This window comes from Bradyrhizobium sp. CIR48, assembly GCF_014198315.1.
Taxonomy (GTDB): domain Bacteria; phylum Pseudomonadota; class Alphaproteobacteria; order Rhizobiales; family Xanthobacteraceae; genus Bradyrhizobium.
The window spans coordinates 103,116-127,508 of record NZ_JACIHG010000012.1; the positions used below are offsets into that span (position 1 = coordinate 103,116).

Below are 24,393 nucleotides of genomic sequence, written 5' to 3' on the forward strand. Positions count from 1 at the left end.
CTTCGTCTGCGGCGCCCCGAAGCCGCTTTGCATCCTGGTCCGCGAAACCTTCGAAAGACATCGAACGGCTGCAGCTGTCCGGCGAACGCGTCGTGTCGAGCTCTCGTTCGTAGGAACGAATTATAGCGCGGCCGACCTGGACCGATGCGCGTCGCGTGCTTCGGAGTGACGAACTGCGTCGTTGGCATGCCAACAGCGTCGTCGCACGGGAGCCCGAGTTGCCGTCGCCAGCCGACGATGGATCGGAATAGTTCAACCGAAGCCCCTGAGTTCAAGTCACACGCAGACGTTTCTTATATTCCGTCGAAACGATGAATGAGCTTCTCAACAAAATCAAGTAGAGACGCTCGCGGAGCCCAGATGTCGTTGCAGGCGAATGTAACGTTCAAGACAATCTCGCTCATCGGGACACATGATAGTGAACGCAATACGCTGTCCGGCAAGCAGCATGCACTCAACTCTGCGACGCCATGATTGCACGGCGTCCTGCTGTCCGTGATCGACGCAAATTGATCGAAGCTTGTGCATGACGACGATGAGTTCGGCAGGTCATCCACAACTTGTGGGTGGAGCCGGAGAATCGTCAAGGGAATTCGGAAGAATTACACGCGCCGGTTGTTGACCGTTTGCTCGCAGAATCGCCGGTGCGGTCGCATCCGGCGCGGTCGTCCGCTGCTCTCACCCGAGTGGTGGCCGCGCTCAGGGCGGAAAACCGGCGACGGCCGTGCGGCGCATGCGCCGGCGGCGTGGCGGCATGCGCAATCTCCTGTCGAAAACAACGGGCAGGAGCAGGATAGCGGCGCATGTTGCGGGCGGTCGCGGCCCCTCGCGCTGCTATTCGCCCTTGAGCATGTCTCGCAGCTCGCGGAACGGATCGGCACTCGGCGGAGCCGAAGCGTCCTGCCGCATCGCGCCGTAGATTCTCGGAACCATGTCGACCGCCTGGTCGAGGCCCGAATCACGTCCCGATTGATAGCCGCCCATCAGGCGAAGGTCGCGCGTGTCCTCGTATTTGGCGATCAAGGCGCGCAGCTTGCTGACCAATTCGCGCTCTTCGGGATCCCAGACGTTGTGGGCGAGGCGCGAGACCGAAGCGAGCACATCGACGGCCGGATAGCGCGCCTGGTCGGCGATGTGCCTGGAGAGCACGATGTGCCCATCGAGCGTGCTGCGGATGGTATCGGCGATCGGCTCGTTGTGATCGTCGCCGTCGACCAGCACCGAGAAGATTCCGGTGATGGTGCCGGCACCTTCCTCGCCGGGCCCGGCGCGCTCCAGAAGGCGTGGCAGATCGGTGAAGACCGTCGGCGCGTAGCCGCGCGCGACCGCAGGCTCGCCGGCGGCGAGCGCGACCTCGCGGGCGGCGTGGGCGAAACGCGTGATCGAATCGACCATGAGCAGCACCGATTCGCCCCGGTCGCGGAAATATTCCGCGACCGCCATCGCCGTCTTCGGCGCCAGCCGCCGCATCATCGGGCTTTCGTCTCCGGTCGACACGATGGTGACGGCGCGCTGGCGATCATTGCCCAGCACATCCTCGATGAACTCGCGCACCTCGCGGCCGCGCTCGCCGACCAGGGCCAGTACGACGGTGTCGAAACCCTGGCTGCGGGCGAGCATCGCAAGCAGCGTCGATTTGCCGACGCCGGAGCCGGCAAAGATGCCGACGCGCTGGCCGGCGCAGATCGGTGCGAACAAATCGATGACGCGTACGCCGGTGCGCAGCGGCTTGTGCACGCGTGCGCGCTTCATGGCCGAGGGCGCCTCAGCCTCCGCCGAGACCGCCTGTGGGCCCGGCGTGAGGGGCCCCAATCCATCCAGCGGCGCGCCGAGGGCGTTGATGACGCGACCCTTCCAGCTCGGATCGGGCGCAAAGGACAAGGGCGGCATCCGGTAGGCGACCGAGCCGAGGCCGCCGGCGAACTGCCGGTCGAACGGCTTGGCGACGATGCCCTCGCTGTCGATTCGCACCACTTCGCCGATCTGCGGCTTGCCGCCCGAATTGACGCCGATGAGCTCGCCGAGCCTGACGAAGCGCGACAGGCCGGAGACACGGAAATGCGTCGGCGCGATCTCGGAGATCGCGCCGCTGACGCTTGCCAGGGGAGTGCTCTGCTGAAGCTCCAGCAGCGCCCACTCGAGTTGCCGAAGAGCGTTCAAGGAAACCGTCCAACCTCAATCTCAATGCGCGCGAGGCGCGGTCTACTTGCCGGGTTCGCCCAGCGTCCGGATTGCGTTCTGCAGCGAGCTTTCGGTGCCCTCGATCATCGAATTGGTGCCGTCGAAGGCACGCGAGGCCGCGATCAGCTTGGTCAATTCCATCATCGGATTGGCGCCGGAGCCCTCGACATAGCCTTGCTTGAAGCCGTCGCGGGAGAAATCGGCGATGGCGCTCGCAGGTCGGTCCGGCGTCACGCCGGAATTGCCGTAGCGCTCGAGATTGGCGTCAGCGGGAATGTTGAACAGGCCGATGGTGCCGATCTCGTTGTTGTCCTGGGTGATCGCGCCGCTGCGCGAGATCGAGATCGGTCCGCCGTTCGGGTCCAGCGTGATCTGCGCGCCGCCGGAATCGACGACGGGAAAGCCGCTTACGGTCTGAAGATCGCCGTTGGCGGCGATCTGGAGCCGGCCGTCGCGGGTATAGACCGTGCCGTTGGGACCTGCGAAGGCGATCCAGCCCTGGCCGACCACGGCGACGTCGAGCGGATTGCCGCTCTCGGTGATGTTGCCTTGCTCGCGCGAGATGATGTTGTCGCCGGGCGAGGAGAAGGCGACCGGGTTTGCGCCCGCCCTGGACAGCACGGTCTCGAACTTCACCACGTCGGTGCGGAATGCCGCCGTGTTGACGTTGGCGACGTTGTTGGCGATCGTCTGGAGGCGCTTTTCGAGAGCGACCTGGGCCGACAATCCCACATAGAGGGCCGATTGCATGGTCTACTTTCCGAACCGGAGGGACTGAAGTTTCGAGAGCATGTTGATATCCATGCTGGCCGAGCTGGCACCGCCGATCAGGACTAGCGCGGGATTGGTCGAATTGTCGCTCTGGGCCTGGGTCGCATCCCACATCGCCGCAAAGCGCTGCACGAATTTGGTGACCTTGGCCGGGTCCTGGAAATCGGTAAGCTTGACCCTGTTCGTGATCATCTTGGCCTGGGCGTCGATGTCGGCCGCGCTGATTGTCGAGGGCAGGCCCAGCGCGGTCTGAACCACCTGCGTCAGCGCCTTGTCCGCGAGCACCTGGTAGGCGGTCGTGATCGTGGAGGCCTTGCGGGTGAAATAGAGCGCCAACCGCAGGCCCTCGTTCTGGTCGCCGGCCTTCTGCTCCATCGTCTGCGTGACGTAATGGGTCGCCGTCCCGGTCGTCGCCTGGGTGGTCTTCGTCGCGTTGCTGCCGAGGGCGGCGAAATTGAAGGCGGTGGCGAATTCCCGGTAGCGGGTGTCGGTCAGCTTGTTGGCGAAGGTGTTCTTGTTCCCGACACCCTCGGTCAGCACCTTGCGCATGAACGCCTTGGCGTAGGTCATGTCGCTGAGGCCAAAGGCCTTCATCGCGTAGGAATAGAGGCGATAGTCCTTCAGGAAGTCGTCGATCGTCTTCACGTTGCCGATATGGCTCAGGAAATAGTCGGTCTCGCGGCTGACATCCGGCTGTGTCGCGACCTGCGTCAGCGATTTGCCCATGTCCTTGGTCAGTCTGGTGTAGTCCGCGATGGTGGATAGCATGACACGCGCCCCTCTGGCCGCTGTTGCGACGCCGCCCCAAGCTGCCGCCGATTGCTTGCGCGGGGCTGGCGAGGCGGGAAGCCAGCTTCGCGCAAGGCTCGCCGACTAGATATTCCCGGTGGGATTGGCGATGGAGCGGCGCGTTGGGCAGTTTCGTGGGGATTTTCATCACGGTAGCGGCGCTGCTCGGCGGATTTGCCGCCATGGGCGGGCATTTGGCCGTGCTCATGCAGCCGTGGGAGTTCGTGATCATCATGGGGACCGCGGTCGGCACGTTCATCGTCGCCAATCCGTGGAAGACGGTGGTGGATACCGGCGTTGCCTGCATGCAGGCCATCACCGGCGCGGTGCCCGGCCAACGCTACTACCTTGATCTGCTCGGCGCGCTCCACGCCCTGATGCGCGAGCTCAGGGGCAAGGGCCGCAACGAGGTCGAGGCTCATATCGACGATCCCGCGTCCTCCGAGATCTTCAAGGCGTTTCCGAGCGTGCTCGGAGATCCCTCGCTGCTCCAGTTCATCTGCGACTACGTCCGCCTCATCATCATGGGCAACGCGCGCACGCACGAGATCGAGGCGCTGATGGACGAGGAGATCCACACCATCGTGAAGAGCAAGCTGGCGCCCTATCATGCGCTGGTGACGGTGTCCGAGGCGCTGCCGGCGCTGGGCATCGTCGCCGCCGTGCTCGGCGTCATCAAGGCGATGGGCGCGCTCGACCAGTCCCCGAAGCTGCTGGGCGGCTTCATCGGCGCGGCCCTGGTCGGCACCTTCGCCGGCATCTTCCTGTCCTACGGCGTTCTTTCGCCGTTCGCGATCAAGATCAAGATGACGCGCGAGAAGAAGTGCCGGCCCTACATCATCGTCAAGCAGACGCTGCTGGCGTTCATGAACGGCGCCATGCCGCAGATCGCCGTCGAGCACGGCCGCAAGATGATCGCGAGCACCGAGCGGCCGTCGATCGACGTCGTCGAGAACGAGACGATCGCAGGTCCCAAGGCCGTCGTCACCGAGCCCGAACCCAAGGCTGCCCGCGCATGATGATGGAAGACGTTGAGGTCGATCAGCGCAAGCAGCTGCCGAACTATCTGCTGGACGCGGCCGGCATATCGATCGAACGCATGCCGATGCTCAATGTGATCTTCGATCGCATGGCGGCATCGTGCACCGACAGCCTGCAGCCGATGGCGGGAACGCCGTGCTATTTCTCGGTCAACGGCATCACCAACGATCCCCTTGGCGACATCATCAAGGACTACGAGGGCAACGCGGTCGCTGCGGTGCTCTATGCCGAGCAGTGGGACTCGCGCGTCATCATCATGCTGGACCGCGACTTCGTGTTTACGATGGTCGAGGCGATGTTCGGATCCGACGGCGCGGAACCGCCGCTCGATGTCGAACGCACTTTCTCGAACATCGAGATCCGCCTGGTCCAGGCGCTGTTCGAGCGGTTCGCCAAGGCGCTGCAGAGCGCCTTCGCCGGCACGTCGAACGTCACCTTCCGCGTCGAGCGGGTCGAGACGGCGATGGCCTCGCTGGCGATCGGGCGCGCCAGCAACATGTCGATCTGTGCGAACATGATGGTGCAGGCACTCTACCGCGGCGGCCAGATGTTCCTGATCATTCCGCACTCCGCGCTCAACCCGCTGCGTCAGAAGCTTGCAACGGTCACCGCCAGCGACGGTCGCGCGACCGATCCGCGCTGGCGCGAGCAGATGGAGAGCGAGGTCCACCGGACCGAGGTGACCCTGAGCGCGGTGCTCGACGAGAAGATGATTTCGCTCGAGGACGTCGTGAAGTTCAAGGTGGGGCAGGTGCTCGAGCTCGAGGCGACGCCGCGCACGCTGGCCCGTCTCGAGAGCAACAACCAGGTGTTGTTCTGGTGTCAGATCGGCCAGCTCGATGGCTATTACGCCATGCAGGTGGCCGATCCCGTCGATCAGAAACGGGAGTTCGTCGATGATATCCTATCTCGTTGATGCCGTGCTGCTGATCGCGCTCGCCTTCACCAGCATGCGGGTGACGCGGATGCACCGCGAGCTGGCGCGGCTGCGCAGCTACCAGGGCGAATTCTCCACCATCGTCCACGAGACCGCGGGCGCCTTCGACACCGTCATCACCGCGGCGCATGATTCCACCGCCAATCTCGGACGGCTCGCCAACGTGCTGACCACCAAGATCGATCAGGCCCACGAGGCGATCGCGGCGCTTGACGCCCGCAGCGGGCTCGCGCCGGCCGCGACCGCAGGCGGCGCTGAGGTGAACAAGCACTGAAGCCAGAGCCGACAGAACCAATACGAGCGGAACGCCGAGGCGTTCCGGGAGCGGAAAGACCAAGAGGCGATACCAGATGGCGCAATCCTTCGACTATGACTCTGCCACGCGAGCACCTGCCGCCGACGAGGGGCATACCGACACCTCTCCGCTGGAGCGGCTCGCGGAAATCGCCGCGCGCACGGCGGAGGAGAGCGGCAAGTTCGGCAATGTCGATGCCATCCTGCGTATTCCTGTCACCATGCAGGTGGTGCTGGGATCCGCGACCATTCCGGTGGCGAACCTGATGAAGCTCGGGCGCGGCGCGGTGGTTCCGCTCGACCATCGGGTCGGCGAGCCCGTCGACGTCGTCGTCAACGGCCGCATCGTCGCCCGCGGCGAGGTGGTCGTCGTCGAAGAGGACAATTCCCGCTTCGGCGTCTCGCTCACGGAGATCGTCGGACCGCTGGGGCAGGGTGACAGCTGACCATGGCGGCACAGGTCGGCATCGCTCCCGTCAAGCAGCGAGGCGTTGCCACGCTGGGCGGCACGGAAAAGGTCGCGGCGCTGCTGCTGGCCATGGGCCGGCAGGCGGCCGCGAGCGTGCTTGCGCAATTCGAGCCGCAGGATATTCGCATCGTTACCAAGGCCGCGGCCGAGCTGCGGCCGATCACGGCGCAAGAACTCGAATCCATCGTCGAGGAGTTCGCCCAGCAATTCTCTATGGGCGCGAACATTCTCGGCACCCTCGGTGGCCTCGAGGCCGTGCTCGGCGACGTGCTTCCGGCCGACCAGGTGTCGGCGATCATGTCGGACCTGCTCGGCAATTCGAGCCGGTCGGTGTGGGACCGTGTCTCGTCGGTGTCCGAAAACTCGCTCGCGAGCTACCTGTCCAAGGAGCATCCGCAGACCGCGGCGCTGATCCTGTCCAAGGTCAAGCCGGCCTGCGCCGCCAAGGTCATGAGCCAGCTGCCCTCGAGCCTGCGCAACGAATTGATGCGGCGCGTACTCAGCCTCAAGCCGATCGCCGACGACGCCATGAGGGTGCTCGAGAAGACGCTGCATGAGGATCTGACGCTGAACTTCGCCCGCAACCTCGGCGCCGACACCTACGCCCGCGTCGCCGACATCATCAACAAGATGGAGCGCGGACATATCGAGGACATGCTCAAGAGCCTGTCGGAGAAGCGGCCGAAGTCGGCCGAAGTGCTGAAGGAGCTGCTGTTCACTTTCGACGACGTCATCAACCTGGCGCCGAAGGCGCGCACCATGATCTTCGACCAGGTGCCGACCGATCGCATCGTCGTCGCGCTGAAGGGCACCGACAAGCATTTCCGCGAACTGATCCTGTCCGCGGTCGCCTCGCGCGTCCGCCGCGTCGTCGAGCACGAGCTCGCCATCGGCGAGCCGTCGAACCAGCGTGACGTGCTGGAGGCGCGCCGCGTCATCACCGACCTCGCGCTCGAGCTCGCAGAGAAGGGTGAAATCGAGCTCAATCCCGACCAGGAGGATGAGCTGGTCTTCCGCTGACCGCTGAACGGGCATGGCAGAATCATCCGATCAGGAGAGCAAGACAGAAGAGCCGACCGAGAAGAAAGTCCGTGATGCGCTCGAACAGGGCAAGATCCCGGTCTCTCGGGAGGCCTCCATTTTCGCCTCGATGGCCGCGCTGATGGTCATTCAGGCGTTCCTGATCGGCCAGGGCGTGCAGCAATTGACGCCGACGTTGAAGAACCTCCTGGACGATCCCGAAGGCTTCCCGCTCTCGACCGGCGCGGACGCGCAGAACCTGCTCACCGTGGTCGGCCTCCAGGCGCTGCGCTTCCTGGTGCCGCTGGTCGTCACCCTCGGCGCGTTCGGGCTCGCCGCCTCGCTGCTGCAAAACGCGCCGCGCCTGGTGCTGGAGCGCATCAAGCCCGACCTGTCGCGAATCTCTCCGATCAGCGGCTGGAGCCGTCTGTTCGGAACGCAGGGACTGGTCGAATTCGCCAAGTCGCTGTTCAAGCTAGCCGCGGTGACCTCCGTGGTCGCCTTCGTGCTGCGCGCGTCGGAGGCGAAGGCGTTCGAGGCGATGTACACCGATCCGGTTGCGCTGCCGGAGATGATTCTCAACATCGCGATGCGGATCGTCTCGGCGATCTGCATCGCGACCATCGTCCTGGTGGCGATCGATCTCGCCTGGGCACGCTTCCACTGGCGGCGCCAGTTGCGCATGACCAAGCAGGAGATCAAGGACGAGCACAAGCAGGCGGAAGGCGATCCGCTGATCAAGGCGCGCCTGCGCTCGCTGGCGCGCGACCGCTCGCGGCAGCGGATGATCGCGTCCGCATCGCGCGCGACGCTGGTAATCGCGAACCCGACGCACTTCGCGATCGCATTGCGCTACAAGCGCGAGGAAAATCCCGCGCCGCTCGTGGTGGCCAAGGGCATGGACGTGATCGCGCTGAAGATCCGCGAGGTCGCCGAGCAGAATCGGATTCCGGTGATCGAGAACAAGGCGCTGGCGCGCGCACTCTACGAGGCGGTGCAGGTCGATCAGGTGATCCCGGCGGAATTCTTCCGCCCCGTCGCCGAGATCATCTACTTCCTCCAGTCGAAGCAGGCGTCGCGCACCGAGAAGGTCCAGTAGAATTCAGAGGACGACGTCCGGCCCAACAGCTTGACGAAAGCTTAACGCCCTAGGCTTCTCCCGAATGGACCAGAACGGGGCTGTCGTGGGACCGCTTTATCTCTTCGAACTCGCATCGTCGCAGGCGCGGTACCTCGAGCTTCGCCAGTCGACCATCGCCACAAACGTCGCCAACGCCAACACGCCCGGTTTCAAGGCGCGCGACGTCGAGCCCTTCAACAAGGTGCTCGACGGCTTGCCGATGAGGCTTGCGATGACGTCGCCGTCGCACATGCAGCTGGCCGCGGCCGAGACCGACACGCGGGCGACCGCGAAGAAGGACAGCTGGGAAGTGGTTCACTCCGGCAATTCGGTCAGCCTCGAGCAGGAAATGATCAAGGGCAGCGACGTCAGTCGCGATTACTCGATGAACTCGGCAGTCGTGCGGTCGTTTCACCGCATGCTGCTGTCGAGCGCGAAGAGCTGAGGTGAATTGAGATGCTGGACTCACTGCAAGCGTCATTGACGGTCGCGAGCTCCGGGCTCGAAGCGCAGTCGACGCGTATGCGCATCGTCTCGGAGAATTTGGCGAACGCGACCTCGACGGGGCGCACCGCCGGCGCCGATCCCTATCAGCGCAAGACGATCACCTTCGATGCTGCGATGGATCGCGCCTCGGGCTCGCAGCTGGCGAAGGTCAAGGAGATCGGGGTCGACACCACGCCGTACCGCGTGGAGTACGACCCGGGACATCCCGCTGCCGACAAGGCCGGCTACGTCAAGCTTCCGAACGTCAACATGATGATCGAGATGGCCGACATGCGGGAAGTCAACCGGTCCTATGAAGCCAATCTCCAGGTCGTGAAACAGGTGAGGTCGATGCTCGGCATGACCATCGACCTCTTGAGGAGCTGACAATGCTTGAGGCAATTTCATCCACTGCGATTTCCGCTGGGCAAGCGGCGAGCCGTGCGACCGAGGCGCAGGCCATCTCGCCGGCGGCTCCGACCGCCATTCAGTCCACCGACGATGTCGGCTTCGAATCGGTGATGAAGCAGGTGACGACCGACGCGATCGGGACGCTGAAGGCAGGCGAAGCGGCGTCGATCTCGGCGATGCAAGGCAAGGAATCGACGCGCAAGGTCGTGGAGGCGCTGATGTCGGCCGAGCAGGCCTTGCAGACGGCGGTCGCGGTTCGCGACAAGGTCGTGCAGGCCTACCAGGAAGTCGTCCGGATGTCGATTTGATCTGAAGGAATGAAGCTGTGAAATCGCTCGCCATTGCGGCCACGGGCATGAACGCCCAGCAGACCAACATCGAAGTCATCGCGAACAATATCGCCAACATCAATTCGACGTCGTACAAGCGTGCGCGCGCCGAGTTTACCGATCTGTTCTACCAGATGGACCGCATGCAGGGCGTCGCGAACGTCAACGGTTCGTCGCCGATCCCGGAAGGCGCCAATCTCGGTCTCGGCGTCAAGTCGGCCGCGATCCGCAAGCTGCACATCCAGGGCGCGCTGACGCAGACCGGCAACCCCTACGATATGGCGATCAACGGCCGCGGCTGGTTCCAGGTGCTCGGTCCGAACAACGAGGTGCAATACACCCGCGCGGGCTCGTTCAACACCAATGCCAACGGCCAGCTCGTCACGATCGACGGCTATCTGCTGGATCCCGCGATCACAATACCGCAGGGCACGGTCGAGGTCACGGTCAACCAGACCGGCCAGGTCTTCGCCAAGCTGGATACCGAGGTGAACCCGCGCCAGATCGGCCAGCTCAACCTCGCCAACTTCGCCAATGAGGCGGGCCTCGAGCCGCTGGGCAGCAATCTCTACAAGGAGACCACGGCGTCGGGCACGCCCGTCGTCGGCCTGCCTGGCGATTCCGGGTACGGCAAGATCAACCAGAAATGGCTCGAAGCCTCGAACGTCGACCCGGTCAAGGAAATCACCGAGTTGATCTCGGCGCAGCGCGCCTACGAAATGAATGCCAAGGTCATCCAGGCCTCGGACGAAATGGCCCAGACAGTATCGAAGGGCATGCGCTAGTTCCGGTGTCTCGATGTTGAACAGGGTGGGCCTGATCGTGCGCGGGTTGGCCGCCGTGCTGCTGGTTCTGGCTTCAGCGCGCCTCGCCGAGGCCGAGGAGAAGCGGCTTCCGGTGCCGGCGGTTGCAATCCGCGCCGGCGAGCTGATCCGGGACGACATGATCACCGAGCGCGCCTTCGCGCCGAGCGTGCTCGGCGTTGCCATGTTCGTCGAAGGGCGCCAGGTCCTGGTCGGCCGCATGGCGCGGCGCGCGCTGCTGCCGGGCCAGCCCATCCCAACCAACTCGGTGGAAGACCCCTGGACCGTCGCCCGCGGCGCCATGGTCAAGGTCGTGGTGGAAGACAGCGGCCTGTCCATCGTCACTTACGGCTCGGCGATGCAATCGGGTGCGTCCGGCGCGCTCATCCCGGTGCGCAATACGGATACCGGGGTGATCATCAGGGGCGTGGTCCAGCCGGACGGCACCGTGAAGGTCGTGGACGGGTCATGACCAGAATCCTGCTTGCGCTCGTCCTGCTGCTTTCGGCCGCCAGCGCCCATGCCGCCGTCCGCATCAAGGACATCGCGGACATCAAGGGTCTGCGCGAAAACCAGATCGTCGGCTACGGCCTCGTCATCGGCCTGAACGGCACCGGCGACACGCTTCGCAACGCGCCGTTCACGGAGCAGTCCCTGCAATCGATGCTCGAGAACATGGGCATCAACGTCAGGAACGAGACCACGAGCACCAACAATCCCCCGCGTCCGACGACGCTGCGCACGCGCAACGTCGCGGCCGTGATGGTGACTGCGGACCTGACGCCCTCGATCGGGCCCGGCGAGCGCATGGACGTGACGGTGTCGTCGCTCGGCGATGCGACGTCGCTGCTCGGCGGTACGCTGGTCATGACCTCGCTGCGCGCGGCGGACGGCGCCGTCTATGCGGTGGCACAGGGCGCGATCACGGTCGCCGGTTACAGCGTCGGAGGCCAGGCGCAGAACGTCAGTCAGGGCACGCCGACGGCCGGGCGCATCCCGAACGGTGCGCTGGTCGAACGCGAGGTGCAAGGAAGTCTCCACGAGATGGAGTTCCTGGTGCTGCAGCTGAAGAACCCCGACTTCGTCACCGCAACACGCATCCTGGACGCCATCAACCGCTACGCCGGTGGACGCTACCGCGCGCAGATCGCCTTCGAACGCGACTACCGCACCATCGTGCTGTCGAAGCCGCGCCACATCGGCCCTGTCCGCTTCCTTGCCGAGATCGGGGAACTGACGGTCGAGCCGGATACGCCGGCCCGGGTGGTGATCAACGAGCGCACCGGCACTGTCGTGATCGGGCGCGACGTGCGGATATCGACCGTCGCCGTGACGCACGGCAATCTGACGGTTCGTGTCACGGAGATGCCCGTGGTGTCGCAGCCGGCGCCGTTCTCGCGAGGGCAGACCGTGGTGGTCCCGCAGACCGTGGTCGAGGCCAACGAGGCCGGATCTCAGGTGGCGATCCTCAGCGGGGTCGATCTCCAGCGCCTGGTGCGCGGGCTGAACCAGATCGGCCTGAAGCCGTCGGGCATCATCGCGATCCTGCAGGCGATCAAGACGGCTGGTGCGCTCCAGGCCGATGTCATCGTGCAATGATGCGCAAGCGTCGTGCAAGCTTGGTCGCTCAATGCTGGGGTCTCGACCGAGAATCGCACGCGGCCCGATGCTGAAGCTGGATCACAAAGCCAAACTCTTCCTGCTGGTTGCGGCATCCGTGCTCGCGGGCGCATCGCCCGTGCTGGCCCTGGATGAGGCCAAGCAATCGAAGCCGCTCAATCTGCTCTCCTTCGCGCGCGCCCGCGCCTCCGGCCCGCAGAAGCCGCAGCCGGTCACGGCGATGCCTGGCGACAATGCGTCGATCCGGGCGACGGCATGGGCGGCCGAAGACCAGGGACCCGCGACCACCGGCGCGGTGCCTGCTTCCCAGACGCCAGCGGCTGCACCTGCACCACCACCGGCACGTCCGGCCAAGCCCGGCAGCGTCACGGCACCGCTGAAACCTGCGCCGCCACAGGCCGCGGTATCCGCGGACAACGAAGTGGCTCTGTTCTGCAGCAACGTCGCCGATCCCGCCGTCGATGCGAGGCTGGCCTGGCAGCTCAAGGAGCTGGAAAAGGCCGAGAGCCTGCTGCGCGAGCGCATCGCCGAGGTCGAGGCCAAGCGCGTCGAATACGAGAAGTGGATGGCGTTGCGCGACGACTTCCTGAAGAAGGCTGAAGCCAGCGTCGTCGAGATCTATTCGCGCATGAAGCCCGAAGCTGCGGCGACCCAGATTGCCGGCATGGCGGACGAGACCGCCGCCGCCGTGCTCGCCAAGCTCAGCCCGAGGAATTCGAGCGCGATCTTCAACGAGATGGATACGGCACGCGCGGCGCACCTCGCCGACCTGCTCGGCGGAATGCGTCGCGTGGATGACGGAAAGACCAAATAGATGAAGAAGCCGATCCTCATCCTCTCGCTCGTGCTGGCGTCCGTGCCTTTGGCCGGATGCTTCCATGATCCGTCCGAGGTCCTGACCGGCCCGCAAATGTCGCCGGTCGGCAGCGGCCTCCGGACCCAGGCCGATCCGATTCCCGTGACGCCGCGCATGCGCACGCCCGTCAGCTATCGCTCGACCTGGGACGACGGCACCGACCTCTACCGCGATCCCCGCGCCCGGCGCACCGGCGACGTCGTGACGGTGATCATCTCGATGCAGGACAAGGCCAAGCTCGACAACAAGACCGGTCGCTCGCGCGATTCGCAGGTCAAGTTCGGGCTCGACTGGCTGATGGACGTCGCAGGGTGGAGCGACAAGGGATCGACCAACGCCAATCTCAGCACCAACACCCAGATCAAGGGCAATGGCCAGATCGATCGCACCGAGGACATCAAGCTCTCGATCGCGGCCATCGTCACCGACGTGTTGCCGAATGGCAATATGATGATCAGCGGCTCGCAGGAGTTTCGCGTCAACACGGAGATGCGCGTGCTCAACGTCGGCGGCATCGTGCGTCCGCGCGATATCTCGCGGGCCAACACGATCTCCTACGACAAGATCGCCGAGGCCCGCGTGTCCTATGGCGGTCGCGGAAATCTGTCCGACGTGCAGCAGCCTGGATGGGGACATCGGATCTATGACGCCGTGGCACCATTCTGAAGTCCGCGCCGGTCTGGCCGCGCCGCGAGGGCAGGGGACGTGATGCGCCTGATTGCGGCCATCGTGGTGCTGACCCTTGTCGCGATCGGTGCGGGCGCGCTGGCCGGGCTGCATCTGTTTGCGGCCGCCGAGCGCGTCGTCGACGCGAAGAAAACCGCCACGCCGCCGCCGCTTGCCTCGAGCTACGCCGGCAGCGCGCGGCTCAGGAAGCTGTCGCCGATCGTGACCAACCTCGCTGCGCCGGCCAACAACTGGGCCCGCATCGAGGCCTCCATGGTGACCGAGAGCATGAGCGACGAGGATGCCGGCATCCTGGCCGCCCACATCAGCGAGGACATCGTCACCTATCTGCGGTCGGCGACGGTGACGCAATTCGAGGGATCGCGCGGGCTTCAGCATCTGCGCGACGACCTGACCGAGCGCGCCAATATCCGCTCGTCGGGCAAGGTGCGCGAATTGATCATTGAGACTCTGGTGATTCAGTGAGAGTGAAAATCCTGCTGCTCGCGTTGGTCCTGGTCGTGCTGCCAGAAGTGGCGCTCGCCCAGATTCCGGACCTCAACTCGCTGCTGCCGCCCGGAAACGGCTCGACCAGCGGCCGGATCATCCAGCTGATGGCGCTGATCACGGTGCTGTCGGTGGCGCCGGGCCTGCTCATCATGGTGACGAGCTTCACGCGATTTGCGGTGGCGCTGTCGTTCCTGCGCGCCGGCCTCGGCCTGCAGACCACGCCGGCCAATCTGGTGCTGATCAGCCTCGCGCTGTTCATGACCTTCTACGTGATGGCGCCGACCTTCGATCGCGCCTGGGAGACCGGCGTGCAGCCGCTGATGAAGAACGAGATCTCGGAAGAGCAGGCCTATCTGAAGATCACCGATCCGTTCCGCGAGTTCATGCTGGCCCATGTCCGCGACAAGGATCTCCAGACCTTCGAGTCGCTCGCCGCGGAGAGCTTTCGCAAGAAGTTCGACGACAAGCGCGTCGATTTGCGCGTCATCATCCCGGCCTTCATGATCTCCGAGCTGAGGCGCTCGTTCGAGATCGGATTTCTCATCATCCTGCCGTTCCTCGTCATCGACATGATCGTGGCGACGCTGACGATGTCGATGGGCATGATGATGATGCCGCCGACGATCCTGGCGCTGCCGTTCAAGATGCTGTTCTTCGTGCTGATCGACGGCTGGAATCTGCTCGCCTCCGGACTGGTGCGGTCGTTCTCGTAACGGCGGCGAACGTCGGCCCAGCGCGTTATGGTTAGCGGAAAGTAATATTAACCATATGATATTGCTACGGAATTAAGGTCGATCTTAATTCGCCGGCAAGATTCGACGTGTTAGCAAGGCGTCACGGCGGGTTGGACCTCACCCACATCAGTCCAAAGGCATGATGCCGCCCCTCCGTACCGGTGCAAGTCCGGTATGTCCCCTGATGAAAATGTAACGCGTACATAAAGGGACATTCGCAATGTCAAGCCTGCTCACGAACTCGTCCGCCATGACCGCGCTCCAGACCCTGCGGTCTGTCAGCTCGCAACTCTCGACCACGCAGAGCCGGATCTCCACCGGCCAGCGCGTGGCTACCGCCGCCGACAACGCCGCCTACTGGTCGATCGCGACCTCGATGCGCGCCGACAACGCCGCGCTCTCCGCCGTCTCCGACTCGCTCGGTCTGTCGGCCGCGACCGTCGATACCGAGTACACCGCTCTGAACAAGGTCCTCGGCGACAGCAACTCCGGCCTGACCAAGCTGCAGTCGCTGCTGGTCGAAGCCAAGACCGCCGGTATCGATCGCAGCAAGATCCAGTCGGAAATCACCCAGATTCAGCAGGACATGAAGAACGTCGCAAGCGCGGCGACCTTCAACGGCGTCAACTGGCTGAGCACGAACGCCTCCACGCCGACGACCGTCAATCTCGTGTCGTCGTTCTCGCGTGTCGGCTCCACGCCGACCACCAGCTCGATCACGGTGACCGTCGCCAACTACTCGCTGTACACCTCGAGCACGGGCGGCATCCTCGACACGGTGAGCGGCAGCGCGTCGGTCGACAGCCTCAACATCGGTGCGCTGACCGACTCGGCTGCTGACCAGACCATTCTCGATGGTTACATCGCGAAGGTCACCGCAGCGATCGGCACGGTGTCTTCGGGCGCCGCCAACCTCGGCGCCATCAAGAACCGTATCTCGAACAACTCGGAGTTCGTGAAGTCGCTGATGGACTCGGTGGACCGCGGTATCGGCCAGCTCGTCGACGCCGACATGAACCAGGAGTCCACCCGTCTGGCGGCCCTCCAGGTCCAGCAGCAGCTCGGCGTTCAGGCGCTCTCGATCGCCAACAACAACAGCCAGAGCATCCTGTCGCTGTTCCGCTAAGCCTTCGACGATCTCGGGAGGGCCGCACTTCTTGCGAAGCGCGGCCCTTTCGTTTGCCTGACCCGCGCACCGTCATTTCGGCTGCCCTGTTGCCGCGGGGGCACAGTGCCACAAGCCCCGCACAAGCTTCGCCGGCTAGTCTGGCCGTTACGACGGATTGGGTTTACGCGCATTTCCGCAGCCCAAAGGCATGATGCCGCCCTGTCGTACCGGTGCAAGCCCGGTATGTCCCCATCCAATCTGCTTTCAAAGGGACATCAAAGATGGCTTCCAGCCTGCTTACCAACTCCGCTGCAATGACTGCGCTCCAGACCCTCCGGAATGTCAGCGCCAGCCTGCAGACCACCGAAAACCGCATCTCCACCGGCCAGCGCGTCTCGACCGCTTCGGACAACTCGGCCTATTGGTCGATCGCGACCTCGATGCGCGCCGACAACGCCGCGCTCTCCGCCGTCTCCGACTCGCTCGGTCTGTCGGCTGCGACGGTCGACACCGAATACACCGCTCTGAACAAGGTCATCGGCGACCAGAACTCCGGCCTGACCAAGCTCCAGGCGCTGCTGGTCGAAGCCAAGACCGCCGGCATCGACCGCACCAAGATCCAGGCCGAAATCACCCAGATCCAGCAGGACATGAAGAACGTGGCCAACGCGGCGACGTTCAACGGCGTCAACTGGCTGAGCACCAACGCGTCCACGCCGACCACCGTCAACCTGGTGTCGTCGTTCTCGCGCGTCGGCGGCACGCCGACGATCAACACCATCACGGTGACGGTCGCCAACTACTCGCTCTATACCGCGACCACGGGTGGTATCCTGGACACGGTGTCCGGCAGCGCGTCGGTCAATACCATCGGTATCGGTTCGCTGACCGACTCGACGGCCGACCAGACCATCCTCGACGGCTACATCGCGCAGGTCACCACCGCGATCAACACGGTCAGCCAGTCCGCCGCCAACCTCGGCGCCATCAAGAACCGCATCTCGAACAACACTGAGTTCGTGAAGTCGCTGATGGACTCGGTGGATCGCGGTATCGGCCAACTCGTCGACGCCGACATGAACGCGGAATCGACCCGGCTCCAGGCGCTGCAGACCCAGCAGCAGCTCGGCGTTCAGGCGCTCTCGATCGCCAACCAGAACAGCCAGAGCATCCTGTCGCTGTTCCGCGGCTAAGCGGCGCTCTCGAAAACGACCGTGCTCCCTTAAGGGAGCACGGTCCCCGCCGTGACCGGCGGAGGTGGCGGCACAAGACGCCCGCAATCGATCTCCCGCCGTTGAATTTCATGCGATACGCCGCAGCCGATCGTGCGGCCATGCGTCCCGGCGCACGTAGCCGCTGGCCCGATTGCCTTGTCAGGGCTTCTTGTAAAATAGGCCTTCTTGTAAAATTGCAACGCCTCGCCTGCGAACTGACACATTCGTGTCCTCGCGCAACCTTCAGACAAGGTTGGCAGCGGAGTGTCCCGTACGTTCGCATTGGTACGAGGTCATATGCTCAGTCGTGCGCAGGTACAGCAACTGCTCAACAATCTGCTGGAGCTTGGGCCGCGACGCCTGATGGCCCTGGGCCTGATCGGTTTTGCCGTTCTCGTGACCGTCGTCGGCGGCGCGTACTATCTGAGCCGGCCTGAATTCGAGACGCTCTATACCGGCCTCACCCGCGAAGACGTGACGCGCATGGGCGCCGCGCTGCGCGAGCAGAACATCACCTTCGACGTCAATACCGCCGGCGACGCGCTCTCGGTGCGCCCGAGCCAGACCATGCAGGCGCGGATGCTGCTGGCCGAGAAGGGGCTGCCGACCAGCGCCAATTCCGGCTACGAGTTGTTCGACAAGATCGGCTCGCTCGGCCTGACCTCGTTCATGCAGGAGGTCACCAAGCTCCGGGCGCTGGAAGGCGAGATCGCGCGCACGGTGCAGTTAATGAAGGGCGTCAAGGCGGCGCGGGTGCATATCGTGCTGCCGGTGCGCGGCTCGTTTCGCGCGACGCAGCAGCCGCCATCGGCATCGGTCGTGCTGCGCACCGATGGCGCGATCGAGGCCCGCACCGCGCAGTCGATCCGCCATCTCGTCGCCGCCGCCATTCCGGGCATGAACCGCGACAAGGTGACGGTGCTGGATGCCGATGGTTCGATGCTGCTCGCCGAGGAGGACGAGGCGAGCGCCGCCCCGACCAAGATGGCGAGCCTGCAGAAGACGGTCGGCGGCATGGTGCAGGAGAACATCCGCAAGGCGCTGACGCCGTATCTGGGCCTCGACAATTTCGAGGTCAGCGTCGCGCCGCAGCTTTCCACCGACAAGCGGCAGATCAACGAGACCGTCTACGATCCGGAGAGCCGGGCCGAGCGTTCGGTGCGGAACGTGCGCGAGAAGGAATCCTCGCAGAACGCCGACCGTTCGACGCCGACCACGGTGCAGCAGAACCTTCCCGATCAGCAGGTCAACGCCGGCGGCGGCAAGAACTCCAGCGAAGACAAGACCCGCCGGGAGGACGTCACCAACTTCGAGGTCTCGTCCAAGACCACGACGACGGTGAGCGACGGCTATTCGGTGAAGAAGCTCTTCATCGCCGTCCTGGTCAATCGGGCGCGGCTGGTCGCCGATCTCGGCGACAAGAGCAACCAGGCCATCGTCGACAGCAAGCTCGCCGAGATCAGCCAGCTCGCGGCGACGGCCGGCGGACTGGACAAGCAGCGCGGCGACCAGATCCAGGTGACGGCCGTCGACTTCATCGAGGGCTCGCGCGAGCTGGCGCCGGTGCCGCCGATCAGCTTCGTCGAGATGATCAACAAGCAGCTCGGCAGCGTCATCAACGCGGTGACGATCCTGGCCGTCGCGTCGATGCTGGTCTGGTTCGGCTTGCGGCCGGCGGTCAACGGCATTCTGACCCATCGCGCGGAGCAGGAGCAGGTGGAGGCCGCCGAGGCCGCTGAGATCGAGGCTGCCGCGGCCCTTGCATTGGCCGAGAGTCAGGACCCCGAGCTCAATCTCGTCGAAGATCTCGAAGGCAAGATGCAGCGAACGCCGCAGAAGCGACTGGAGCAGATCGTCCGGCTCGACCAGGCGCAGGCCGCAGCGATCCTTAAAGACTGGATGCGACGCGAGGAGGCGGCATGAACGCGGCAATCGGAAAATTCCTGACGCAGTTCGACGCGAACGGCCGGGCCAAATCACCGCCGCCTCCGCCGCCCAGGATCCAGGACGTGCTGACGAGGCCGAAGGAGGTCATGCGCGAGGCTCCGCAGCAGCCTCAGGCCCATTCGCAGCCGCTGCCGCAGTCGCCGTCTCCGGCGCCGAAGGCGGAAGCGCCGCCGGCCAATGTCCTGGACGATGCCTACCGCCGCGGCCATGCGGCCGGCGTCGCGGAAGGCGACGCCAGGCTTGCCGAGGAGCGCGTCCGCAGCGCGATCCGGCTCGGCGAGGAGCGCGCCAAATGGTCCGACCAGCAGGCGGTCGCGATCGTCAGCGGCTTCGAGACCGCTTGCCGCGAGATCGAGACCAACATTGCAAGCTCCGTGGCGCGAATATTGCTGCCGTTCCTCACCGAGGCGGTCCGCGACAAGGCGATCGGATCGCTGGTCGAGCAAATCGCGGCGCTGACCGGCAACTCGTCGGTGCCGGCGTTCAAGGTCACCGGCCCGAGCGAGCTGCTCGACCTCGTGAAGACGCAGCTCGAGGCGTCTAGGCGCACCGGCATCGAGTACGAGGCTGCCGACACCCTGGAGGTTCGCGTCGTGGCCGACCAGACCGTGATCGAGACGCAGATCACGGCCTGGAGCGAGCGCCTGAAGGAAGCACGCCGGTAACCCGCCATGGAAGAGGTCAAGCATGAACTCGTGATCGTCCGCCGGCGCAGCGCCTTCGCTGAGGAGGCGCATCACGGCGGCGTGTGGAAGATCGCCTATGCGGACTTCATGACCGCAATGATGGCGTTCTTCCTGGTCATGTGGCTGCTCAACGCGCTCAACCAGGATCAGAAGCAGGTCGTCGCGAGTTATTTCAATCCGATCCAGCTCGCGGAAAATGCCCCCGCGCCGAAGGGCCTGAAGAATCTCTCCAAGAAGGAGCCGACCTCGTTCGAAGGTCAGGACGGCAAGCGTCAGCCGGCCGGCTCGAACGAGGAACGTCGCGGCGACTCGCCGACAGCCGAGAAGCCGGCCTCCTATGAAGAGAAAGTCCTGTTCCGTGATCCCTATGCGACGCTCTCCGAGATCGCGAACAGCGCGAACCAGTCCACGGGACAGCGGCGCGCCGGCGCGCTGACGTCCGCCGAAGAGGATGGTCTCAAGGGCGGCGACGCCTACCGCGATCCCTTCGATCCCGGCTATTGGAAGCTGGCGCCGCAAGCATCCAAGGATGCCGATCGCATGATCGAGAGCGAGCCCAAGCCGAATGCCTCCGCGCGCGACGGCGCCTCAGGCACAAATCAGGGCGAGCCGCAGGCCCGTGGTGCCAAGGCGGACGATGCCGGCGGAAGCCTGGCGCCGAACGCGGATGCGTCGTCCGCAAACCTGTCGCCGCTATTGCCGCCGGGGCCTGCGCCGGCGCAAGCCCCGCGCGAGGGCAGCGCGCAAGCGAGCGTTCAAGCCAACGCCGCCGCGCAGGCGCGTCCCAACGATACGACGAAGGAGTCTGAGCCGCGCGATGCGGCGCAAACCCAGCAGCCGACCGTGAAGCAGCTTCAGGCGGCGATCGCGGACGCGCTATCTGACATCAAGGCGGGCGCCGGGCCGGCGGCCGAGGTGCGTCAGGTCGAGGAGGGCCTCCTGATCAGCCTGACCGACGATGCGAGCTTCGGCATGTTTGCAGTCGGCTCGGCCGAGCCGCGGCCCGAGCTGATCCGCGTGATCGACAAGATCGGGCCGTTGCTGACGAAACGCCAGGGCATGATCATCGTCCGCGGCCATACCGACAATCGGCCGTATCGTTCTGAGACTTACGACAATTGGCGGCTGTCGACCGCCCGCGCGCAGATGGCCTATTACATGCTGGTTCGCTCCGGTGTCGACGCGCAGCGGATCGAGCATGTCGAAGGCTATGCCGACCGCCGGCCGAAGCTTCCGAGCGATCCGGCGGCTGCTCAGAACCGCCGAATCGAGATCCTGATCCGTGAGAAGCGCCCTTGATCAGGCCGCTCCTCTGCGCCGTCCTGCTGCTCCTGCCGTTCACGGCAGCGAACGCGCTCGCACAACCCGCGCGCCAGTCGGGCGAGCCCTATGAGCTCGTCCGCGCGTTGCAAGCCGTGCAGGACGGCATCGCCAACGGTGACACCGCCGCGCATGGCAGCCACGTCGCGCTGATCCGGCAGATCGGAGAGAAGTTTCTCGCCGCCGATCCGGACGTGTGGAGCAATGCGCAGAACAGCCAGGCTGCAGTCATCTACCTGCTCAGCGGCGGCGCGCCGCAAATCGTCCGCAAGTTGCCGCGCGACAAGATGAACGTCGACGAGCGGCTGTTCAACGGCGCGCTCGCCTATGTCGAGGGCCGTCAGGAGGAAGCGCGGGAGCTGCTCAAGGACGTCAAGCCGCGGACGTTGTCCTCCGGCCTCGGCGGACAGGTCGCGCTGGTCCAGGGCGCGTTGTTCGCGCGTTCCGAGGCATCGCTGGCGATCGAGCGTCTGGACGACGCGCGCCTGCTCCTGCCCGGTACGCTGGTGGAGGAGGCGGCGTTGCGGCGCGAGATCCTGCTGGTGGGGCAGGCGGAGGATTTCGACAAGTTCGAGTTCCTGGCGCTGGCCTATATCCGCCATTACCGCAACTCGATCTATGCTGGCGATTTCTGGCAGCGCTTTTCCTCGGGCCTGACGCAATCGAGTCTGGCGCTCGACGATCGCCGCTTCGCGCGGATCGCGGCGCTGCTCGAGCAGATTGATCGCGCGAGTCGCCTCAAGCTCTATCTCGTGATCGCGCGCGCGGCGATGGTGCGCGGGCAGATGGCCGTGACGCGGCTTGCCAGCGAGCGGGCGCTGACGCTCAGCGCCGACGCCTCGGCGGATCGCGAGCGGGCGCATTTCTTCCGCGGCGCCGCGCGAGCGCTCACCGACGAATATGACGGCGGTCTTGCCGAGCTGAAGGCAGTCGACCGGTCGAAGCTGCCCGAGCGCGACGTGCCCCTTATGAATGCCACGGTGCAGCTCGCGCTCGATGTTCGCAAGCCGTTTCCGGGCGGATCCGCCGCCTCGGCCGACAAGCCTCCGGCAACGCCGGCGCGTCTCGATCTGGCGTCATCGACCGTGACGCTCGCGCGCGCGCAGAAGCAGCTCGGCGAACTCGAACTCCTTACCAGGGACCGCCGCCCATGACCAAGCTCAGTGGAACCTCCGGACAGCTCTTCTCGGGTCTCGCCGAGAGCCTCAACATCCGCGGCACGTCGCGTTCGGCAAAGAGCGCCGGGGCCAAATCGCAGGCTGGCTTGTCGTTCAACGATCTGCTCCACACCGTCTCGAACCTCGCCAAGCAGGCACTCAACGATGAGGGCAGCGATACGACGGCGAAGGCCGGAGCGCTGCGCACGCGTCTGGCCCACCCAGCGGGCAAGGACAAGTCGAAGGACGAGACGGACGAGCGCACCGAGGCGACCGACGTGCTCAAGGCCGGCGACCAGACGACCGACAAATCGTCGGAGACGCAAAGTCCGGTCGGCCATGATCCGAAGCCGGACGTTTCGAACCGCCCGAACGCTCCCGTGATCGCGGGACAGGATCTCGTTGCCGCCGCGAAGCCGCAAATGCCGTTGCCGTCGGGCGACAGGAAAGACGTGCCCGCGCGCGACGAGCGCTCATCCGGGACGAAGCGCGAAGTTGCGGCCACAGGCTTGGCGAAGGCAACGACAGCGGATTCCGCGCCGTCTTCTGCCGTTCCGACCGGCGCGCGTGCACAAGGCGATGTATCGCAAGCCGCGGCCGCACAGCCAGGCAGCGATGCTTCAGCCAAAGCCATGCCCGCGACATCAGGCTTCGAGGCGGTCACGGCCAATGTCGAACGCGCCGCCAAGGTCTCGACGCGCGATGCATTGCCCGAGACGACCAAGGTCACCGTGGTCCAGCAGGAGACCCATCTGCCCCCGGCGCAGTTCAACGCCCCGCAACAGGTCGCCAATGCGGTCGTCGCCGAGCTGAAGGACTCCGCAGCCCCGGCGGCGTCCGCAGCGCCCGATCTCGCAGCATCCCAGACCAATGCGCCGGATCAGCCGCTCAAGATCCTGACCATCAATCTCGAGCCGCCGGCGCTCGGCAACGTCACCGTGCGCCTTCGTCTCGTCGGCACCGAAGTGTCCGTCCACCTTGCGGCCGCGCGCAAGGACACGAGCCAGATGCTGGACCAGCAGCGCGACCAGATCCGCGATCTCATGCAGACGGCGGGTTATGTCGCCGACGTCGCGCCCGTGCAACACGGCTCGCTGGATGGATTCCAGAGCGGCTCCGGCCAGTCGCAGCCGCAGCTCTCGGGCCAGCAACAGCCCTCGTCGCAGTCGCAAGGTGCGTTCGGTGGCGCAGGCACGTCGTCGGGGCAATCCGATGGCGGCGCGAAACAGGCCCGCCAGGAACGCCAGCCCAGCCAGGAGACGCGTCATGACCAGGACGTGGGTCAGCCGAATCGTCGCGGCCCTGTTTATCTGTAATGCGGGCGCCGCGGACGCGGCCACCGACGTCGCGCGCCCCTGCGAACGCGAGATGGCGCGCGCGGCCCAGCAGCATGGGATTCCGCTCGGCATTCTCTACGCAGTCGGTCTCACCGAGACCGGCCGCCGCGGCGCGCTGCATCCTTATGCCCTCGGCGCCGACGGCCAGACCGTGTTCGCCAGGGACATGGATGATGCGATCGCAAATTTCCAGGCCATGCGCGGCAAGGGCATCAAGCTGATCGATCTCGGCTGCATGCAGATCAATCACTACTATCACGGCGACAAGTTCGCCTCGGTGCGCGCGATGTTCGATCCCGCGAAGAACGTCGAATATGCCGCGCGCTTCCTGAAAGAGCTGAAGCAGCGCGAGGGCAGCTGGACCATGGCGGTGGCTCGCTACAATGCCGGGCCCAACAACCAGCCGGCGCAGAAGCGCTATGTCTGTCACATCGTGGCGCACCTCGTGTCGAGCGGTTTCGGCGCCTGGACCGACAAGGCACGCTCGTTCTGTCAGCCGAAAACGACATGACGACGTGAAGTTGTGCATGGTTCCGAACCATCAGCCCCGCGCAAGCAAGATCCCCCATTGTAACTGCAACCTACCA

General features: G+C 65.0%; 27 protein-coding genes. 24 read left to right on the forward strand and 3 right to left on the reverse strand.

All coding sequences use genetic code 11. From position 1 onward, the window contains the following. Nucleotides 1-834: 834 nt before the first annotated feature. From fliI to GGD66_RS32020, 3 genes are read right to left on the reverse strand one after another with little or no spacing between them, the layout of a single operon-like run. The gene (gene fliI / locus GGD66_RS32010; RefSeq protein ID WP_183260443.1) at nt 835-2,160 is read right to left on the reverse strand and encodes a flagellar protein export ATPase FliI; all 1,326 of its coding nucleotides are present in this window, start codon (nt 2,158-2,160) and stop codon (nt 835-837) included. Nucleotides 2,161-2,202: 42 nt separating this feature from the next. Then, the gene (gene flgF, locus GGD66_RS32015; RefSeq protein ID WP_183260445.1) at nt 2,203-2,931 is read right to left on the reverse strand and encodes a flagellar basal-body rod protein FlgF; all 729 of its coding nucleotides are present in this window, start codon (nt 2,929-2,931) and stop codon (nt 2,203-2,205) included. 3 nt (nt 2,932-2,934) lie between these two features. Further along, nucleotides 2,935-3,720, reverse strand: coding sequence for a DUF1217 domain-containing protein (locus tag GGD66_RS32020; protein WP_092253787.1), 786 nt, complete (start codon nt 3,718-3,720; stop codon nt 2,935-2,937). A 143-nt stretch (nt 3,721-3,863) separates the two neighbouring features. On the opposite strand from GGD66_RS32020, the gene motA reads away from it, so the two are divergent. From motA to GGD66_RS32140, 24 genes are all read left to right on the forward strand, one after another. Beyond that, nucleotides 3,864-4,760 (forward strand): flagellar motor stator protein MotA, encoded by an 897-nt coding sequence (gene motA, locus GGD66_RS32025; RefSeq protein ID WP_028145751.1) that lies wholly within the window; start codon nt 3,864-3,866, stop codon nt 4,758-4,760. Further along, the gene (locus GGD66_RS32030) at nt 4,757-5,698 is read left to right on the forward strand and encodes a flagellar motor switch protein FliM (protein WP_092253785.1); all 942 of its coding nucleotides are present in this window, start codon (nt 4,757-4,759) and stop codon (nt 5,696-5,698) included. The genes motA and GGD66_RS32030 overlap by 4 nt, the downstream gene beginning before the upstream one ends. After that, a complete protein-coding gene (locus tag GGD66_RS32035; RefSeq protein WP_092253783.1) occupies nt 5,679-5,993 on the forward strand; it encodes a hypothetical protein in 315 nt (104 codons plus the stop codon). The genes GGD66_RS32030 and GGD66_RS32035 overlap by 20 nt, the downstream gene beginning before the upstream one ends. A gap of 76 nt (nt 5,994-6,069) precedes the next feature. Continuing rightward, complete coding sequence (gene fliN, locus GGD66_RS32040) at nt 6,070-6,459, forward strand: flagellar motor switch protein FliN (protein ID WP_092253781.1); 390 nt, start codon at nt 6,070-6,072, stop codon at nt 6,457-6,459. A gap of 2 nt (nt 6,460-6,461) precedes the next feature. Continuing rightward, complete coding sequence (locus tag GGD66_RS32045) at nt 6,462-7,502, forward strand: flagellar motor switch protein FliG (RefSeq protein ID WP_018318436.1); 1,041 nt, start codon at nt 6,462-6,464, stop codon at nt 7,500-7,502. 13 nt (nt 7,503-7,515) lie between these two features. Further along, complete coding sequence (gene flhB / locus GGD66_RS32050) at nt 7,516-8,601, forward strand: flagellar biosynthesis protein FlhB (RefSeq protein WP_179739269.1); 1,086 nt, start codon at nt 7,516-7,518, stop codon at nt 8,599-8,601. Between the two features lie 64 nt (nt 8,602-8,665). Then, nucleotides 8,666-9,067: a flagellar basal body rod protein FlgB gene (gene flgB / locus GGD66_RS32055; protein ID WP_092253777.1), complete on the forward strand. Its 402-nt coding sequence runs from the start codon at nt 8,666-8,668 to the stop codon at nt 9,065-9,067. An 11-nt stretch (nt 9,068-9,078) separates the two neighbouring features. Beyond that, nucleotides 9,079-9,495, forward strand: coding sequence for a flagellar basal body rod protein FlgC (flgC, locus tag GGD66_RS32060; protein ID WP_028145745.1), 417 nt, complete (start codon nt 9,079-9,081; stop codon nt 9,493-9,495). Between the two features lie 2 nt (nt 9,496-9,497). Continuing rightward, nucleotides 9,498-9,827, forward strand: coding sequence for a flagellar hook-basal body complex protein FliE (locus GGD66_RS32065; protein WP_018318440.1), 330 nt, complete (start codon nt 9,498-9,500; stop codon nt 9,825-9,827). 17 nt (nt 9,828-9,844) lie between these two features. After that, complete coding sequence (gene flgG / locus GGD66_RS32070) at nt 9,845-10,633, forward strand: flagellar basal-body rod protein FlgG (protein WP_018318441.1); 789 nt, start codon at nt 9,845-9,847, stop codon at nt 10,631-10,633. Nucleotides 10,634-10,646: 13 nt separating this feature from the next. Further along, nucleotides 10,647-11,123, forward strand: a complete 477-nt coding sequence (flgA, locus tag GGD66_RS32075) for a flagellar basal body P-ring formation chaperone FlgA (RefSeq protein ID WP_092253775.1) — start codon at nt 10,647-10,649, stop codon at nt 11,121-11,123. Further along, nucleotides 11,120-12,250 (forward strand): flagellar basal body P-ring protein FlgI, encoded by a 1,131-nt coding sequence (flgI, locus tag GGD66_RS32080; RefSeq protein ID WP_018318443.1) that lies wholly within the window; start codon nt 11,120-11,122, stop codon nt 12,248-12,250. The genes flgA and flgI overlap by 4 nt, the downstream gene beginning before the upstream one ends. Before the next feature lie 67 nt (nt 12,251-12,317). Then, nucleotides 12,318-13,085, forward strand: a complete 768-nt coding sequence (locus GGD66_RS32085) for a MotE family protein (RefSeq protein WP_183260448.1) — start codon at nt 12,318-12,320, stop codon at nt 13,083-13,085. Continuing rightward, on the forward strand, nt 13,086-13,793 hold the full coding sequence (gene flgH, locus GGD66_RS32090; RefSeq protein WP_092253771.1) for a flagellar basal body L-ring protein FlgH: 708 nt from the start codon (nt 13,086-13,088) through the stop codon (nt 13,791-13,793). 42 nt (nt 13,794-13,835) lie between these two features. Beyond that, nucleotides 13,836-14,279 (forward strand): flagellar basal body-associated FliL family protein, encoded by a 444-nt coding sequence (locus GGD66_RS32095; protein ID WP_183260450.1) that lies wholly within the window; start codon nt 13,836-13,838, stop codon nt 14,277-14,279. Then, on the forward strand, nt 14,276-15,016 hold the full coding sequence (gene fliP / locus GGD66_RS32100) for a flagellar type III secretion system pore protein FliP (RefSeq protein ID WP_018318447.1): 741 nt from the start codon (nt 14,276-14,278) through the stop codon (nt 15,014-15,016). Before GGD66_RS32095 ends, fliP begins: the two co-directional genes overlap by 4 nt. 241 nt (nt 15,017-15,257) lie before the next feature. Continuing rightward, nucleotides 15,258-16,163, forward strand: coding sequence for a flagellin (locus GGD66_RS32105; RefSeq protein ID WP_028145737.1), 906 nt, complete (start codon nt 15,258-15,260; stop codon nt 16,161-16,163). A gap of 263 nt (nt 16,164-16,426) precedes the next feature. Further along, nucleotides 16,427-17,338 (forward strand): flagellin, encoded by a 912-nt coding sequence (locus GGD66_RS32110; RefSeq protein ID WP_183260452.1) that lies wholly within the window; start codon nt 16,427-16,429, stop codon nt 17,336-17,338. A 318-nt stretch (nt 17,339-17,656) separates the two neighbouring features. Continuing rightward, the gene (gene fliF, locus GGD66_RS32115) at nt 17,657-19,282 is read left to right on the forward strand and encodes a flagellar basal-body MS-ring/collar protein FliF (protein ID WP_018318450.1); all 1,626 of its coding nucleotides are present in this window, start codon (nt 17,657-17,659) and stop codon (nt 19,280-19,282) included. Beyond that, nucleotides 19,279-19,971 carry a hypothetical protein gene (locus GGD66_RS32120; RefSeq protein ID WP_092253766.1) on the forward strand — a complete coding sequence of 231 codons (693 nt, stop codon included), beginning with the start codon at nt 19,279-19,281 and terminating at the stop codon, nt 19,969-19,971. The genes fliF and GGD66_RS32120 overlap by 4 nt, the downstream gene beginning before the upstream one ends. A gap of 6 nt (nt 19,972-19,977) precedes the next feature. Then, complete coding sequence (locus GGD66_RS32125) at nt 19,978-21,291, forward strand: MotB family protein (RefSeq protein WP_183260454.1); 1,314 nt, start codon at nt 19,978-19,980, stop codon at nt 21,289-21,291. Then, nucleotides 21,288-22,466, forward strand: coding sequence for a chemotaxis protein (locus GGD66_RS32130; protein ID WP_183260456.1), 1,179 nt, complete (start codon nt 21,288-21,290; stop codon nt 22,464-22,466). Before GGD66_RS32125 ends, GGD66_RS32130 begins: the two co-directional genes overlap by 4 nt. Then, a complete protein-coding gene (locus GGD66_RS32135) occupies nt 22,463-23,785 on the forward strand; it encodes a flagellar hook-length control protein FliK (protein ID WP_183260459.1) in 1,323 nt (440 codons plus the stop codon). Before GGD66_RS32130 ends, GGD66_RS32135 begins: the two co-directional genes overlap by 4 nt. Further along, nucleotides 23,736-24,317, forward strand: a complete 582-nt coding sequence (locus tag GGD66_RS32140; RefSeq protein ID WP_092253760.1) for a transglycosylase SLT domain-containing protein — start codon at nt 23,736-23,738, stop codon at nt 24,315-24,317. Before GGD66_RS32135 ends, GGD66_RS32140 begins: the two co-directional genes overlap by 50 nt. The last annotated feature ends 76 nt before the right edge of the window (nt 24,318-24,393 follow it).